This window comes from Hymenobacter cyanobacteriorum, from assembly GCF_022631375.1.
Lineage (GTDB): Bacteria > Bacteroidota > Bacteroidia > Cytophagales > Hymenobacteraceae > Hymenobacter > Hymenobacter cyanobacteriorum.
Map to the genome: position 1 here is coordinate 241167 of NZ_JALBGC010000004.1, position 14368 is coordinate 255534.

17 protein-coding genes and 4 tRNA genes are annotated in these 14368 nt (G+C 58.2%); 17 read left to right on the top strand and 4 right to left on the bottom strand.

Translation table 11 applies throughout. The annotated features are described in order from the left end of the window. Window positions 1-147 precede the first annotated feature (147 nt). Window positions 148-378 (bottom strand): hypothetical protein, encoded by a 231-nt coding sequence (locus MON38_RS15220; RefSeq protein ID WP_241937038.1) that lies wholly within the window; start codon window positions 376-378, stop codon window positions 148-150. Window positions 379-492: 114 nt separating this feature from the next. Here MON38_RS15220 and MON38_RS15225 point away from each other — a divergent pair, with 114 nt between their 5' ends. The 6 genes from MON38_RS15225 (at window position 493) to nadD (ending at window position 4800) form a co-directional block, all read left to right on the top strand. Continuing rightward, window positions 493-1260 carry a glycosyltransferase family 2 protein gene (locus MON38_RS15225; protein WP_241937039.1) on the top strand — a complete coding sequence of 256 codons (768 nt, stop codon included), beginning with the start codon at window positions 493-495 and terminating at the stop codon, window positions 1258-1260. Beyond that, window positions 1257-2306, top strand: coding sequence for a glycosyltransferase family 9 protein (locus tag MON38_RS15230; RefSeq protein WP_241937040.1), 1050 nt, complete (start codon window positions 1257-1259; stop codon window positions 2304-2306). Before MON38_RS15225 ends, MON38_RS15230 begins: the two co-directional genes overlap by 4 nt. Window positions 2307-2583: 277 nt before the next feature. Continuing rightward, window positions 2584-3228: a sigma-70 family RNA polymerase sigma factor gene (locus MON38_RS15235; RefSeq protein ID WP_241937041.1), complete on the top strand. Its 645-nt coding sequence runs from the start codon at window positions 2584-2586 to the stop codon at window positions 3226-3228. A 73-nt stretch (window positions 3229-3301) separates the two neighbouring features. After that, window positions 3302-3604 carry a hypothetical protein gene (locus MON38_RS15240; RefSeq protein ID WP_241937042.1) on the top strand — a complete coding sequence of 101 codons (303 nt, stop codon included), beginning with the start codon at window positions 3302-3304 and terminating at the stop codon, window positions 3602-3604. A 29-nt stretch (window positions 3605-3633) separates the two neighbouring features. Beyond that, complete coding sequence (gene gmk / locus MON38_RS15245; protein WP_241937043.1) at window positions 3634-4218, top strand: guanylate kinase; 585 nt, start codon at window positions 3634-3636, stop codon at window positions 4216-4218. 15 nt (window positions 4219-4233) lie between these two features. Then, window positions 4234-4800: a nicotinate (nicotinamide) nucleotide adenylyltransferase gene (nadD, locus tag MON38_RS15250; protein WP_241937044.1), complete on the top strand. Its 567-nt coding sequence runs from the start codon at window positions 4234-4236 to the stop codon at window positions 4798-4800. A gap of 119 nt (window positions 4801-4919) precedes the next feature. On the opposite strand, the gene frr is transcribed toward nadD, so the two are convergent. The 3 genes from frr to MON38_RS15265 all read right to left on the bottom strand — a co-directional run bounded on the left by frr (window position 4920) and on the right by MON38_RS15265 (window position 6937). Then, window positions 4920-5483 carry a ribosome recycling factor gene (frr, locus tag MON38_RS15255; protein ID WP_241937045.1) on the bottom strand — a complete coding sequence of 188 codons (564 nt, stop codon included), beginning with the start codon at window positions 5481-5483 and terminating at the stop codon, window positions 4920-4922. 99 nt (window positions 5484-5582) lie between these two features. Further along, window positions 5583-6386 carry a UMP kinase gene (pyrH, locus tag MON38_RS15260; RefSeq protein WP_241937046.1) on the bottom strand — a complete coding sequence of 268 codons (804 nt, stop codon included), beginning with the start codon at window positions 6384-6386 and terminating at the stop codon, window positions 5583-5585. Window positions 6387-6433: 47 nt separating this feature from the next. Further along, window positions 6434-6937 (bottom strand): acyl-CoA carboxylase biotin carboxyl carrier protein subunit, encoded by a 504-nt coding sequence (locus MON38_RS15265; RefSeq protein ID WP_241937047.1) that lies wholly within the window; start codon window positions 6935-6937, stop codon window positions 6434-6436. 96 nt (window positions 6938-7033) lie between these two features. Here MON38_RS15265 and MON38_RS15270 point away from each other — a divergent pair, with 96 nt between their 5' ends. From MON38_RS15270 to rplJ, 11 genes are all read left to right on the top strand, one after another. Next, window positions 7034-9610, top strand: coding sequence for a M1 family metallopeptidase (locus tag MON38_RS15270; protein ID WP_241937048.1), 2577 nt, complete (start codon window positions 7034-7036; stop codon window positions 9608-9610). A gap of 171 nt (window positions 9611-9781) precedes the next feature. Then, a tRNA-Tyr gene (locus tag MON38_RS15275) sits at window positions 9782-9861 on the top strand. 21 nt (window positions 9862-9882) lie between these two features. Then, window positions 9883-9955: transfer RNA gene (locus MON38_RS15280), tRNA-Gly, on the top strand. A 16-nt stretch (window positions 9956-9971) separates the two neighbouring features. Beyond that, a tRNA-Thr gene (locus tag MON38_RS15285) sits at window positions 9972-10043 on the top strand. Between the two features lie 173 nt (window positions 10044-10216). After that, window positions 10217-11407, top strand: a complete 1191-nt coding sequence (gene tuf, locus MON38_RS15290) for an elongation factor Tu (protein WP_046245268.1) — start codon at window positions 10217-10219, stop codon at window positions 11405-11407. Between the two features lie 148 nt (window positions 11408-11555). Then, a tRNA-Trp gene (locus MON38_RS15295) sits at window positions 11556-11626 on the top strand. A 62-nt stretch (window positions 11627-11688) separates the two neighbouring features. Beyond that, on the top strand, window positions 11689-11883 hold the full coding sequence (gene secE, locus MON38_RS15300) for a preprotein translocase subunit SecE (RefSeq protein WP_198067443.1): 195 nt from the start codon (window positions 11689-11691) through the stop codon (window positions 11881-11883). A gap of 12 nt (window positions 11884-11895) precedes the next feature. After that, the gene (gene nusG / locus MON38_RS15305; RefSeq protein ID WP_196290995.1) at window positions 11896-12462 is read left to right on the top strand and encodes a transcription termination/antitermination protein NusG; all 567 of its coding nucleotides are present in this window, start codon (window positions 11896-11898) and stop codon (window positions 12460-12462) included. 118 nt (window positions 12463-12580) lie between these two features. Next, window positions 12581-13024: a 50S ribosomal protein L11 gene (gene rplK / locus MON38_RS15310; RefSeq protein WP_198067444.1), complete on the top strand. Its 444-nt coding sequence runs from the start codon at window positions 12581-12583 to the stop codon at window positions 13022-13024. 20 nt (window positions 13025-13044) lie between these two features. Further along, a complete protein-coding gene (rplA, locus tag MON38_RS15315) occupies window positions 13045-13743 on the top strand; it encodes a 50S ribosomal protein L1 (RefSeq protein WP_201985338.1) in 699 nt (232 codons plus the stop codon). Between the two features lie 15 nt (window positions 13744-13758). Next, window positions 13759-14307, top strand: coding sequence for a 50S ribosomal protein L10 (gene rplJ / locus MON38_RS15320; protein WP_201985336.1), 549 nt, complete (start codon window positions 13759-13761; stop codon window positions 14305-14307). Window positions 14308-14368 lie beyond the last annotated feature (61 nt).

Below are 14368 nucleotides of genomic sequence, written 5' to 3' on the forward strand. Positions count from 1 at the left end.
AAAAAGTACGGAAAGTAAATTGGGCTGCCGCCGCACTTGCAGCAACAGCCCAATTCAATTACTCAGCAGCTAGTATCAGCTAATAAGTCGTTTCGGCGTCGTTCACGAAATTCATGACATCCGCGCTGAATCCGACAAATCCGTGTTCTACATCTGCGGCTGCATCTTTTTGATGTCTTCGGTGGCGTTCACCGCGTTCAGCTCGCGGTATTGCTCGGGCTGCTTGGCGCCCTTGGTGGTGTCGGGCGCAGCGGGCAGGTCTGGCAGCTTGGCGGTGACGATGTCCTCGTCCTCGTTATCAACCGAGGGGCCGCACGAAGGCAGCGTGAGCGACAGCAGGGCAGCGGCCAGCAGGCCGGGGAGGAGCGTTTTTTTCATGGGTGAAGTTGCAAATAGGGGCGCAAGTTACGCACGCCCGGCGGCTTGCGATACGGAAATGTTGCGGGCGGGGCTGCGGGGCGGCAAGTAAAAACGGCGGATATTTGCCCGCCCATGCCCGTCCCGCTCTCCGTCGTCATCATCACCTTCAACGAAGAAGCCAACATTGCCCGCTGCCTTCAGGCGCTGGGCACCGTGGCCGACGACGTGCTGGTCGTCGATTCCTTCTCGACCGATAACACCGTCGACATCTGCCGCCAGCACGGCGCGCGCGTCATCCAACACGCTTTCGCCGGCTACGTCGAACAGAAAAACTACGCCACCAGCCAGGCCCAATTCGACCACGTGCTGCAGCTCGACGCCGACGAAGTCCTCACCGACGAGCTGCGCCAGGCCATCCAGGCCGCCAAGGCCAACTGGCAGCACGCTGCCTACTCGCTGGCCCGCCTCACCAACTACTGCGGCCACTGGGTGCGCCACGGCGGCTGGTACCCCGACCGCAAGCTGCGCCTCTACGACCGCCGCCTGGGCCGTTGGACGGGCCTGCTGCTACACGAAAAGTTCGAAGTAAACCCCGACCTCACCACCGCGCCGCTGGCCGGCCACGCCCTGCACTACAGCTACCACAGCATCGCGCAGCACGTCACGCAGCTCAATAAGTTCACCAGCATCACGGCCCAAGAGCTGGCCCTGCGCGGCAAAACGCAAGTCGGCCTGTTTCACCTGCTGCTCAAGCCGCTCTGGAAATTCGTGCACGGCTACGTCTTCCGTCTCGGCTTCCTCGACGGCTTCGCGGGCCTGTGCATCGCCGGCATCTCGGCCTGGGGCGTGTTCCTGAAATTCGCCAAGCTGAAAACCCGCACCGAGCAAGCCCCCGCATGAGCCCGGAAACTCCCCCCACCTTCCTCGTTTCGCGCACCGACGCCATCGGCGACGTCGTCCTCACCCTGCCCGTGTGCGGCCGCCTGAAGGAACTGCACCCCGGTTGCCGGGTAGTGCTCATCGGCCGCAGCTACACGGCCGCCGTAGCCGCTGCCTGCCCCTGGGTCAACGATTTTCTGAATCTGGATGAGCTGCAGCCGCTGCCCGAGTTGCAGCAGGTCGCCGCCCTGCGCCAATTCGGCGCGGCGGCCATCGTCCACGTTTTCCCCAATAAGCTGCTGGCCCGCCTTGCCCAAAAGGCCCGAATTCCGGTGCGCATCGGCACGCGCAGCCGCTGGCAGCACTGGCTCACCTGCAACCGGCTGGTGGCCCTGAGCCGCCGCCACTCGCCTCTGCACGAAGCCCAGCTAAATCTGCAGCTCCTCCAGCCTCTGGGCGGCACTGCCGAAACGCCACTGCCCGCCGTGGCCCCGCTCGTGCACCTAGAAGCCGCCGAGCCGCTGGCCGAAACCTGGCAGCAGCTCCTGAACCAGCGCCGCCCTGGCCAGCTCAACGTCATCCTGCACCCGCGCAGCCGTGGCAGTGCCCGCGAATGGGGCCTCGACAACTTCGCCCGCCTCGCCCAGCTGCTGCACGCGGCCGGCCACCGCGTTTTCATCACCGGCACGGCCGCAGAAGGGGAGGAGCTGGCCGGCTGGCTGCGCGAAAATGCCGCTTTCCTCGCCGCCGACCTCACCGGCCAGCTCAGCCTGCCGCAGTTCATCGCTTTCATCGCCGCCGCCGATGGCCTCGTGGCCGGCAGCACCGGCCCGCTGCACCTGGCCGCGGCGCTGGGCCGCCACGCATTGGGCCTGTACCCGCCCATCCGGCCCATGCACCCTGGCCGCTGGGCCCCGCTGGGCCCGCACGCTGGTTTCCTGGTTTTCGACAAGCCCGACTGCCAGGATTGCCGCACCCAGCCCGCCGCCTGCACCTGCATTCGAGCCATCGAGCCGCTGGCAGTGGCCGCGCGCGTGCTGGCCTGGGAGCCGCTGGCAATCGAATAAGTTCCGCTTTCCGTCGGCAAACAAAGCCCTGTTCATCTAGTTAGTTTGCGGCTTGCTGGCTTTTGTGCAACCTAGCGGCCGTTGCAATCCGTACATCGGATACTGAGCCGTGCCGCGAGTGCTGCTGTTTGATGCGCTATCAAACGGCAAACCGTTGCTGCGGCATGGCAGGCAACGCGCCCACCCCTCGTTTGTGAGTTGCCGGTGCCCGCCAGGTAATTTGTTCTAATTCTCTATTCTTTCGTAGGTTTCGACCTGCAATTTTCCCCGCCCCAGTATGAGCGATTCCCCCGAACGGGTTAAACTGAGCAAAGAGGAGAAGGACCGGCGCTTCCAGGCCGAGCTTATGCCCGTGCTCGACCCGCTCTACAACTTTGCCTATCGCCTCACCCTCGACGAGGACGATGCCAACGACCTGGTGCAGGAAACCTACCTCAAGGCGTACCGCTTTTTCGAGTACTTCGAGCCCGGCACCAACGCCAAGGCCTGGCTTTTCCGCATTCTCAAGAACTCGTTCATCAACGATTTCCGCAAGAAGAGCAAGCAGCCCGCCAAAGTCGACTACAGCGAGATTGAGGGTTACTACAACCCCGACGACGTGGAAGCCGAAGGCGAAATCGGCGCGTCGTCGTCCGACATGCGCCAGCAGTCGGCCCGCGACCTCATCGGCGACGAAGTGGCCAGTGCCCTGAATTCTTTGCCCGTCGATTTTCGCACCGTCATCATCCTCTGCGACCTCGAAGGCTTCACCTACGAGGAAATGGCCAAAGTGCTTGATATTCCGATTGGTACGGTACGTTCGCGCCTGCACCGGGCCCGCAATTTCCTCAAGGATAAGCTGGAGAAATACGCCCAGTCAATGGGATATGGCAATGATACAATAGACGACGAAACGGAACTAACCGAGGCCGAGAATAATTAACGTCAGCAGCAAGGCTACCCCGGTAGCTTTGTACATCGTTGTTATTCATTCCTTTCCCTTGTAATTTTCAATTATGGCACAATCTGCTACTACTAAAACCAACATGTCGGCCCCCGTTGCTCCGGTTCCCCCGAACGATGGCCCCGACTGCGACCGAGTGAATACTGTACTAGACCAACTCATCGATGGCCACGCCGTGACCGAGGCCGACGAGGATTACCTCTACGACCACGCCACCGACTGCTCGCCCTGCTTCGAAGACCTCGACAAGCAGCGGGTATTCATCAATTTCCTGAACCAGCGCGTGTCGCGCCGGCCCATTCCGGCCAGTCTGCACCAGTCGATTCTGGCGCGCGTAGGGGCCGAAGTGGTTTAATTCCGGCGGCTTCTGGCTAGCTTTGCCCGATGCAAGGCAAAATCATTGTGTTTTCGGCTCCCTCCGGGGCCGGTAAAACCACCATCGTGCACCGCCTCATGGACCGGCTGCCCGAGCTGAGCTTTTCCATTTCGGCCTGCACCCGCGACCGCCGCGGGCGCGCCGAAGTCAATGGCAAAGACTATCACTTCATTTCCGTTCAGGACTTCCAGGACAAAATTCGCCACAACGAGTTTGTCGAGTGGGAAGAAGTGTACGAAGGTGCCTTCTACGGCACGCTTAAGTCGGAAATCGAGCGCATCTGGGCCGGTGGCAAGCACGCCATCCTCGACGTCGACGTGAAAGGCGGCCTCAGCATCAAGGAGTTCTATAAAGACCGCGCACTGGCCATCTTCGTGCGTCCGCCGTCCATCGAAGTCCTCGAGCAGCGCCTTAACGCCCGCGCCACCGACTCCAAATCCAGCATCTCTTCGCGGATATACAAGGCCAACTTCGAACTCGCGTTCGAAGACCGGTTCGATGTGACTGTCGTCAACGACAACCTCGACGAAGCCTGCGACCACGCCGAGCGCCTTGTGCGCAATTTCATCAGCGGCGAGCCCTCCATTGTGTAGCTGAACAAGCGTAGCATGGCAACCCAGCGCATCGGCCTGCTGTTCGGGTCGTTCAACCCTGTGCACACCGGCCACCTCATTCTGGCCGAGCATTTTGCCACGCGCACCGATTTGGCCGAGGTCTGGTTTGTGGTATCGCCCCACAGCCCCTTCAAGCAAGCCGCCGACCTGCGACCCGACGCCGAGCGCTTGCACCTCGTGCAGCTGGCCATTGCCGGCAACTCCCGCCTGCGTGCCGAAGACATCGAGTTCAGCCTGCCGCGCCCCAGCTACACCATCGCTACCCTCGACGCCCTGCGTCAGCGCTACGCTGAAGCTGATTTTGTGCTCCTGATGGGTGCTGACAACCTTCCCGGCCTCCCGCGCTGGCAGGAGGCCGCCCGCCTGCTGGCCGAAATTGACCTCTACGTGTACCCACGCCCCGGCTCCCCACTGCCCGATTTGGCTGCCTTTCCCCGCGCCCAAATAATGGCCGCTCCGTTGCTCGACATCTCGGCCACTTACATCCGCGAAAGCCTACGCGAGGGTCGCAGCATCCGCTACTTAGTGCCTGCCGCCGTCGAAGCCGAATTGCTGAAATAGCTCTGCGTACCTCGGCGATTTGCTTCTGCGCACCTCTGCGGTAACTTCCCAAACGAACCCACGCCACAAAAAAAGCCCGACGAATTTCGCCGGGCTTTCTCATTGGTAACAATACCAAATCAAACGGTCATAATCTCCGCTTCCTTCTTGCTGAGAACCTTATCTACTTCAGCAATGTAAGTGTCGGTCGTTTTTTGCACCTTCTCCTCGGCGCTCTTCACGGCATCTTCCGAAGCACCTTCTTTCAGCAGCTTGCGCAGGCTCTCGTTCACATCCTTGCGGATGCCGCGCACGCGCACCTTGCCCGCTTCGGTTTCATTCTTGGCCTGCTTCACCAGCTCGCGGCGGCGCTCCTCGGTCATGGCCGGAATGTTCAGGCGCACGCCCTCGGCATCCGACATCGGGTTCAGGCCCAAGTCGCTGTTTTTGATGGCCTTGGTCACTTCACCAATCATGTTCTTCTCCCAGGGCTTGATGAACAGCGTGCGGGCATCGGGAGCAGTGATGTTGGCAATCTGGCTCACCGGGGTTGAAGTGCCATAGTAATCCACGCGCAGGCCATCGAGCATCGCCGGCGAGGCCTTGCCAGCCCGGATGCGGCTCATTTCCACGTTCACGTGCGCCAGCGCCTTGGTCATCGACTCGGCCAGCTCATCAAGGTAAAACTGAATTTCTTCGTCCATCTTTTTCGAAGGGTTGAATTTTGAGGGTTGAATGTTGAATGACGTTGAGTTGAGGGAGAATCGCTCATTCAGCCCTCAAAACTCAACATTCAAAATTTCTTACGCTTGTTCGGGCTGGTTGCCCACTAATGGTTGCAGCAGGCTTTGCGTGGGGTCGAGGGCAGGCTTGCGGCCGTCGCGGCCCGGGTCGGCGCCACCGGCACTCACCAGTGTGCCCATGGGTTCGCCGTTCAGCAGGCGCTCCAAGTTGCCAGGCGTGTTCATATCAAACACAATGATGGGCAGGTTATTCTCCTTGCACAGCGTAAAGGCCGTCATGTCCATCACGTTCAGGTTCTTGCTTAGCACCTCATCAAACGTGATTTCGGGGTAGCGGGTAGCGGTAGGGTCCTTTTCCGGGTCGGCCGTGTAAATGCCGTCCACGCGCGTCCCCTTCAGCACTACATCGGCCTCAATCTCAATGGCCCGCAGCGAAGCCGCCGAGTCGGTCGTGAAATACGGCGAGCCAATGCCGGCGCCAAAAATCACCACGCGGCCCTTTTCCAGGTGCCGCACCGCACGCCGCCGGATATACGGCTCGCACACCCGCTGAATGGTGAGGCCTGAGAGCAGGCGCGTGCTCACTTCCAGCTTCTCCAAGGCACTTTGCAGCGCCATGGAGTTGATGACCGTGGCCAGCATGCCCATGTAGTCGCCCTGCACACGGTCGAGGCCAAACGCTTCAGCTTGCACACCGCGGTAAATGTTGCCGCCGCCAATCACGACGGCCACCTGCACGCCCGTGGCGGCCACGGTCTTAATCTCCGAGGCGTACTGCATCAGCCGCTCGGCATCGATGCCGTACTGCTGCTGGCCCATCAGCGCTTCGCCGCTGAGCTTAAGAAGAATACGATTGTATTTCAAGACGTAGGGATTTAGTTAAATCGAATAATGAACACGTTGGCCAGCTGCTAAGCGAATTGCACCAGCACCTGGCCTTTCTGCACGTTGTCGCGCAGTCCCACTTTCAGGCCACTCACGGTGCCATCGGCGGGCGCTTTCAGAATGTTTTCCATCTTCATAGCTTCCAGCACCAGCAGCGGGTCGCCCTTCTGCACGGCCTGGCCGGGCTGCACCCGAATGTCGACGATGAGTCCCGGCATAGGGGCCTTCAATTCGTTCACTTTGGTGGCGGTGGCGTTGGCCATGCCCAGGCGTTCAAGTAGCAGGTCGAACCGGTCTTTGGCTTGCAACTCCACCCGCTGGCCGTTTAGTTTGAGCACAATGTTTTTGGTAGCGTAGTCGGCCTCGACAACCTCCGCAGTAAAGGAGCGACCTTCGTAGAGAATGTGGAACCGCCCGCCGCCCAGGTCGGCAATGTCCCAGGCAAATGGTTCGTTGTTAAGCGTCACCGCGTCGGAGCCGCGGTAGTCGACTTCCCATTGCTGGTCGGCGCTGGTTTTAATTTGGAACATTCTGGAGGAGTAGGGTGGGAGTAAAGCGGGGTTAAAGGTAGGCCAAATCTCAAATTAATTCGGAAATTGAAACGGTTTTAGCCCGTACTTGTCGGCATGAAGTATCTGATTCCAGGCCTTACGGGCCTGTTTCTATTTTGCAATACCTGGCTGGCCGATGCCCAATCGAACGGCAAAGGCGCGGTGCGGCCACCCGTGCACAAAAAGCCCGCGCCCGTGGCCGCCCCTGCGCCCGCCGCGGCCGGCCTCACCGTGCCCTCCTGGCTGCCGGCCGATGCGCCCCTGCACCCAGCCGCCACCATCCTCACCGATGTAGTCGACACCAAGCTCGACGTTCGTTTCGACTACAAAAAGCAGCACTTGCTCGGCACGGCCATTCTCACGCTGCGCTCGCACTTCTACCCGCAAAGCGAATTGACCCTCGATGCCAAAGGCTTCGATATTCAGAAAGTAGAGCTGGTAGGGGAGAAGAAGAAGAGCCTCAACTATAATTATAACCGCCGCAAACTCGTCATCGCGCTCGACCATCCGTACCCGCGTAGTACGCCCTACCAGGTGCGCATTGTGTACGTGGCCAAGCCCAACGAGCTGCCGCAGGGCGGTTCGGCCGCCATCACCAACGACAAGGGCCTATACTTCATCAACCCGTTAGGTGTAGAGAAAAACAAGCCTCGCCAAATCTGGACGCAGGGCGAGACCGAATCCAACTCCTGCTGGTTTCCCACCATCGACAAGCCCAACCAGCGAATGACCCAGGAAATCAGCATGACGGTGGAAAGCCAGTTCAAAACGCTTTCCAACGGCCTACTCACGTCCTCCCATGCAAACCCCGATGGCACCCGCACCGACACCTGGAAGCTGACCGAGCCCCACGCGCCCTACCTTGCCACCATGGTCGTGGGCGATTTCGCGGTGGTAAGCGACTCCTGGCACGGCAAGCCGCTCGATTATTACGTCGAGCCCCAGTACGCCGGCACCGCCCGCGCCGTGTTCGGCCACACGCCCGAAATGCTCGACTTCTTCTCGAAGAAGCTGGGCGTAGAGTTTCCGTGGCCCAAGTATGCCCAGGTGGCCGTGCGCGACTACATCAGCGGGGCGATGGAGAACACCTCGGCGTCCACCTTCGGCAGCTTCGTGCAGGCCACCAAGCGTGAGCTACGCGATGCCAACTACCAAACCAGCGAGTACGTGGTGGTGCACGAACTATTTCACCAGTGGTTCGGCGACTATGTCACCTGCGAAAGCTGGGCTAACCTGCCTCTCAACGAGTCCTTCGCCGATTACTCCGAATACCTCTGGGCCGAGCGCAAGTACGGCGACGACGAAGCCAGCCTCATCCAAGAGCTGAAAATCAACAACTACCTCGAGGAGGCCGTGAACAAGCGCGAGCCACTCATTCGCTACCGCTACGTCAACCGCGAAGACATGCTCGACCGCCACTCCTACGACAAGGGCGGGCGCGTGCTGCACATGCTGCGCAAGTACGTGGGTGACGACGCTTTCTACGCATCCCTCAACCGCTACCTCACCCAGAATAAGCTCTCCGCCGTCGAAATCTCTAAGCTGCGCGAAGCATTTGAAGAAACCACTGGCGAAGACCTGAACTGGTTTTTCGACCAGTGGTTCCTCAAGCGTGGCCACCCCGAACTGCGCATCACCCACACCTACGCCAACGGCCAGGTAGCCCTGCGCGTGCGGCAGGTGCAGGACACGGTTTTCCAGCCCGTGTACCGTCTACCCGTCAGCGTCGCCGTCTGGACCGGCAGCAATCAGCCCACCGAGCACCGCATCACCATCACCAAAGCCGACCAGACCTTCCAGTTGCCCGCCAGCCAGAAGCCTGTGTTGGTAAAATTCGACAACGAAACTCAACTGCTGGCCCAAATAGACGAAGAACGCACGCAGGATGAACTGATATTCCAGTTCTACCACGCCCGCAACTACCAGCAGAAGGCTGAGGTGATGAACCTGCTCCAGAACAAGACGGACCAACTGAGCGTGAGCAGCCTCATGCGCAACGCCCTCAACGACAAATTCTGGAACGTGCGCCGCCTAGCCCTCGAACACCTGCGCGGCTACCGCGGCCCCGAGCCCACCGGTATGCGCAAAGACATTATTAGAGTCGCCACCACCGACCCCAACTCCCGCGTCCGCGTCCAAGCGCTCAAAACCCTCTCCGCCTTCCCCGACGGCAGCTACGGCGACCTCTACGGTGCTGCCGTGGCCGACAGCTCCATTCTGGTGTCGGCCGCCGCCATCGAAATACTCGCTAAGCGCCCCGAAGCCAATTCCAAGCAGCAAGTCGCGGCCATCGAGAACACCCGCAGCAGTCCGCTCATCCTTGCAATTGCCAAATTCTACGCCCTCAATGGCCGCCTCGACCAGTACCCCTGGTTCCTGCGCCGTCTGCCTGATGTAGCCGAAGCCGACCTATACGGCTACTTCCAGGCCTTCGGCACCCTCATGAGCAACATCCCGCCCGTCGAGCGCGACAAGGGGTTGAAAATTCTTGAAGACTACGCCCGCACTTACCCCCGATATGAAGTGCGCCTCGGGGCCTACCACGGCCTCGCGCTGCTCGTCCCCAGTACTCCCGGCCTCAAAGCCACCCTCCAAAATATCCGGGAGAAGGAAACCGATGACAAACTCAAGGCACTTTATAACCTTATGTAAAAGCAACTTCCGCAAATGGCGCAAAAAAAGAACAACCTTTTTTTGCGCCAACCCTTGCCTGTTGTCAGAAAACCACTAATTTTGCAGCTCCTTACGAAACACTACTGGTTCAGCAGTCAGGAAATCAAAAGGGAAACGCCTCTTGGCAATCGGCCAAGAAGCACCAAAACTGGGGGTATCGCATAGCGGCAATTGCGGGTGACTGTAACTCACCTCCTTCGGGTTCATAGGTTCGAGTCCTGTTACCCCCACTTTTTTATAGGATGCCATCTGCGGGAGTAGCTCAGTTGGTAGAGCGGCAGCCTTCCAAGCTGCAGGTCGCGGGTTCGAACCTCGTCTCCCGCTCACGTTTTCAGAATAAGCCGTTTTAGCTCAGTGGTAGAGCACTTCCTTGGTAAGGAAGAGGTCATGGGTTCAAATCCCATAAATGGCTCAGATTATTACACAAGTCCAACGGCCGGAATTATTCTGGCCGCTGGCTCGGTTCTCTCAGGCAAGCGACGCACAGTTTTCTATTACAGTAGGGGCTGAGTCTCGCTTTCTTCGTGTAGGGTCCGATTTTTATCGCTCAAATTCACTTCACCACCTCTTTTTTTACTCTTTACAATGGCTAAAGAAAATTTCGACCGGTCCAAGCCGCACGTAAACATCGGTACCATCGGCCACGTCGACCACGGCAAGACCACCCTGACCGCTGCTATCACCATGGTGCTGGCTAACCAGGGCTTGGCCGAAAAGCGTGACTTCTCTTCGATTGACAATGCTCCCGAAGAAAAAGAGCGTGGTATCACCATCAACACCGCTCACGTAGAGTACTCCACCAAAAACCGTCACTACGCTCACGTTGACTGCCCCGGTCACGCCGACTACGTGAAGAACATGGTAACGGGTGCTGCCCAGATGGACGGCGCTATCCTCGTGGTAGCTGCTACCGACGGCCCGATGCCCCAGACCCGTGAGCACATCCTGCTCGCTCGTCAGGTAGGTGTTCCTCAGCTGGTGGTGTTCATGAACAAAGTGGACATGGTGGATGACCCCGAGCTCCTCGAGCTGGTGGAAATGGAAATCCGCGAACTCCTCTCGTTCTACGACTTCGACGGCGACAACATCCCGGTTATCCAGGGTTCGGCCCTCGGCGGCCTGAACGGCGATGCCAACTGGGTTCCCAAAATCAACGAGCTGATGGACGCGGTTGACTCGTTCATTCCGATTCCTGCTCGTCTGACCGACCTGCCCTTCCTGATGCCTGTTGAGGACGTGTTCTCGATTACCGGCCGTGGCACTGTGGCCACCGGTCGTATCGAGCGCGGCATCATCAACTCGGGTGAGCAAGTTGACATCCTGGGCATGGGTGCTGCTGCCGGCCTGAAGTCGACGGTTACGGGTGTGGAAATGTTCCGCAAAATCCTTGACCGTGGCGAAGCTGGTGACAACGTAGGTCTGCTGCTCCGTGGTATTGAAAAAGAAGCCATCCGTCGCGGTATGGTTATCTGCAAGCCTGGTTCGGTAACTCCTCACCAGAAGTTCAAGGCTGAAGTCTACGTTCTCTCGAAAGAGGAAGGTGGCCGTCACACGCCGTTCTTCAACAACTACCGTCCGCAGTTCTACCTGCGTACCACCGACGTTACCGGCATCATCTCCCTCCCCGAGGGCGTTGAAATGGTAATGCCCGGCGACAACATCACCATCACTGTTGAGCTCATCAACAAGGTGGCAATGGAGAAAGGCCTCCGCTTCGCTATCCGTGAGGGTGGCCGTACGGTAGGTGCTGGTCAGGTAACGGAAGTTCTCGACTAAGCTCCGGCTTAACAGTAAAAAAAGCCGCTCTCGACTCTTCGGGAGCGGCTTTTTTACGCTGAAACAGAAGCAAGTATTTGTTTTCTCTTCTGTTTCTCTTACCTTTGCACTCCCTTTAGCGAAATGCGCTTTTCGGGAATGTCAAGAAACGAGTGTAGTTCAAGGGTAGAATAGAGGTCTCCAAAACCTTTGATGGGAGTTCGAATCTCTCCACTCGTGCAATTTGGGCCAGTTGGTCCGCTCCATGTTATTTCAGCGGCAACGCTGTTTTTCCCATCACAATGGACAAACTGAGCAATTATTTCCGCACCACCATCGAAGAGATGCGCTACAACGTAACGTGGCCCTCGACGACGGAACTGCAAAAAAGCGCCGGCCTGGTGCTGGTGGGTTCGCTCGTGTTTGCCATCGTCGTGGGCGTCATGGATGTCAGCTTTGAGTCGGTGCTCAAGGCGTTTTACAACTCGTTTCGCTAGTCAGCAATCAAGATGGGCGAATTGAAATGGTACGTGGTGCGCTCCGTGAGCGGCCAGGAGAAAAAAGCCAAAAATTACCTCGAAACGGAGCTCGGTCGGCACAACCTGACCGAGCTTGTTCCGCAGGTACTGATTCCGGTGGAGAAGGTGTTTGAGATGCGCAACGGCAAGAAGCGCGTCCGCGAGCGGAACCTCTACCCCGGTTACATCATCATCCACGCCGACCTCGGCCACGGTGAGGTAGACCACATCATCACCAGCACGCCCGGCGTGATTGGTTTCCTCGGCGATAAAGACAAGAAGGACGCAACGAACAACAAACCCGTTCCGCTGCACATTTCCGAAGTCAACCGCATCCTCGGCATCGTGGATGAAGCCGAGCAGCAAGCCGACGCTACCCTCGACAAACCCTACGTAGTAGGCGAACTCGTGAAAGTGGTGGATGGCCCCTTCAACGGCTTCTCCGGCAACGTGGACGAGGTGTTTGAAGAGCGTAAGAAGCTGAACGTAGTGGTGAAAATCTTCGGCCGCTCGCAGCCGGTAGAACTCAGCTACACCCAAGTAGAAAAAGAGGTTTAACCTCATCGGTTATACCACGCCGGCTAATTGCTCCGGGTCGGCGGGGCTTCCAAACAGGAGTTTACTAAACTGAGGCAAGCGCGAGTTACGACGCAGGAGCCACAGCCAAACCAATCAAATGGCCAAAGAAATCAGAGGTTATCTGCGTCTGCAGATAAAGGGAGGCGCCGCGAACCCTTCGCCGCCGGTAGGACCTGCACTTGGTAGCAAAGGCTTGAACATCATGGAGTTTTGCAAGCAGTTCAATGCTCGCACCCAAGATAAAGCCGGCCAAGTTTGTCCTGTACTCATCACCATGTACACCGACAAGTCGTTCGACTTCGTGGTGAAGACGGCACCGGCTCCGGTGCTGCTCATGGAAGCTGCCAAGTTGCAGAGCGGTTCGAAAGAGCCGAACCGTAACAAAGTGGGCTCCGTGACATGGGACCAAGTGCGCACCATTGCCGAAACGAAAATGCCCGACTTGAACGCTTTCCAAGTGGAAGCGGCCATGAAGCAGGTAGCCGGTACGGCTCGCAGCATGGGCATTACCATCAAGGGCGATTCTCCTTTTGCTGAATAATTAAACGGAGAAAAGAACAGATGGCACAAGTAAGCAAAAAGCGCAAGGAAGCCCTTGCCAAACACGACCTGACGCAAGTGCGCAGCCTCGTGGAAGCCGCAATCGTGGTGAAGGACATTACCTACACCAAATTCGATGCTTCGGTAGATATTGACGTTCGCCTCGGCGTGGACCCTCGCAAAGCGGACCAGATGGTTCGTGGCGTGGCCACCCTGCCCCACGGCACCGGCAAAACCGTTCGTGTGCTGGCCTTGGTTACTCCCGACAAGGAGGCCGAAGCCCTCGCCGCCGGCGCCGACTTCGTGGGCCTGGACGACTATATCTCGAAAATCGAGAAAGGCTGGACTGACATCGACGTAATCATCACCATGCCCGCCGTAATGGCTAAGGTAGGTCGCCTGGGCCGCGTGCTCGGTCCCCGTGGTCTGATGCCGAACCCGAAGTCGGGCACCGTAACGACTGATGTAGCCAAGGCTGTGCAGGAGGTGAAAGCTGGTAAAATCGACTTCAAAGTTGATAAAACCGGTATCATTCACTGCTCGGTGGGTAAAGTATCGTTCGACCCGAAAATGCTGGCCGAAAACGCCCTGGAGGTAATCCAGACGTTGGGTCGCCTGAAGCCTTCGTCGTCGAAAGGTACCTACATCAAGAGCATCACGCTCTCGAGCACGATGTCGCCCGCCGTTCCGGTTGACAGCCAAGTAAATTCCGCTAGCTAATTAAACCAACCAAACATGACTCGGGAAGAAAAACAAGCCCTCGTGGATGAGTTGAGCGGAAAAATGCAATCGCACAACTCGTTCTACATCGTCGATGCTTCGGTGATGTCGGTAGCGAAAATCAACGACTTCCGTCGTCTGGCGTTCAACCGCGGCCTAGAATACAAGGTGTACAAAAACACCTTCATCCGCAAGGCTTTGGATACGCTCGGCCACGACACGTCGGAAATGGATGCCGCGCTGAAAGGCCAGTCGGGCGTTCTGTTCTCTACGGAGAGCGGTTCGGCTCCTGCCAAAATGCTGCGTGACTTCTACAAAGCCCAAGCTTACCCCCGCGGTGTTGAGCCCAAGCCCGTGCTGAAAGGCGCTTATGTTGATGCCAGCATCTACATCGGCTCGAACCAGCTCGAAGGCCTGACCACCATCAAAGGCAAGCAGGAACTGCTCGGTGAACTCATCGGTCTGCTCCAGTCGCCCGCCAAAAATGTTATCTCTGCTCTGTCGAGCGGTGGCAACAAACTGGCCGGTATCCTCAAAACCCTCAGCGAAAAAGAGGCCGCCTAGTCCGCTGCTTTTTCGCACTCCAATCAAATTTTCAACAACACTTTTTTAAATAATCTACAGA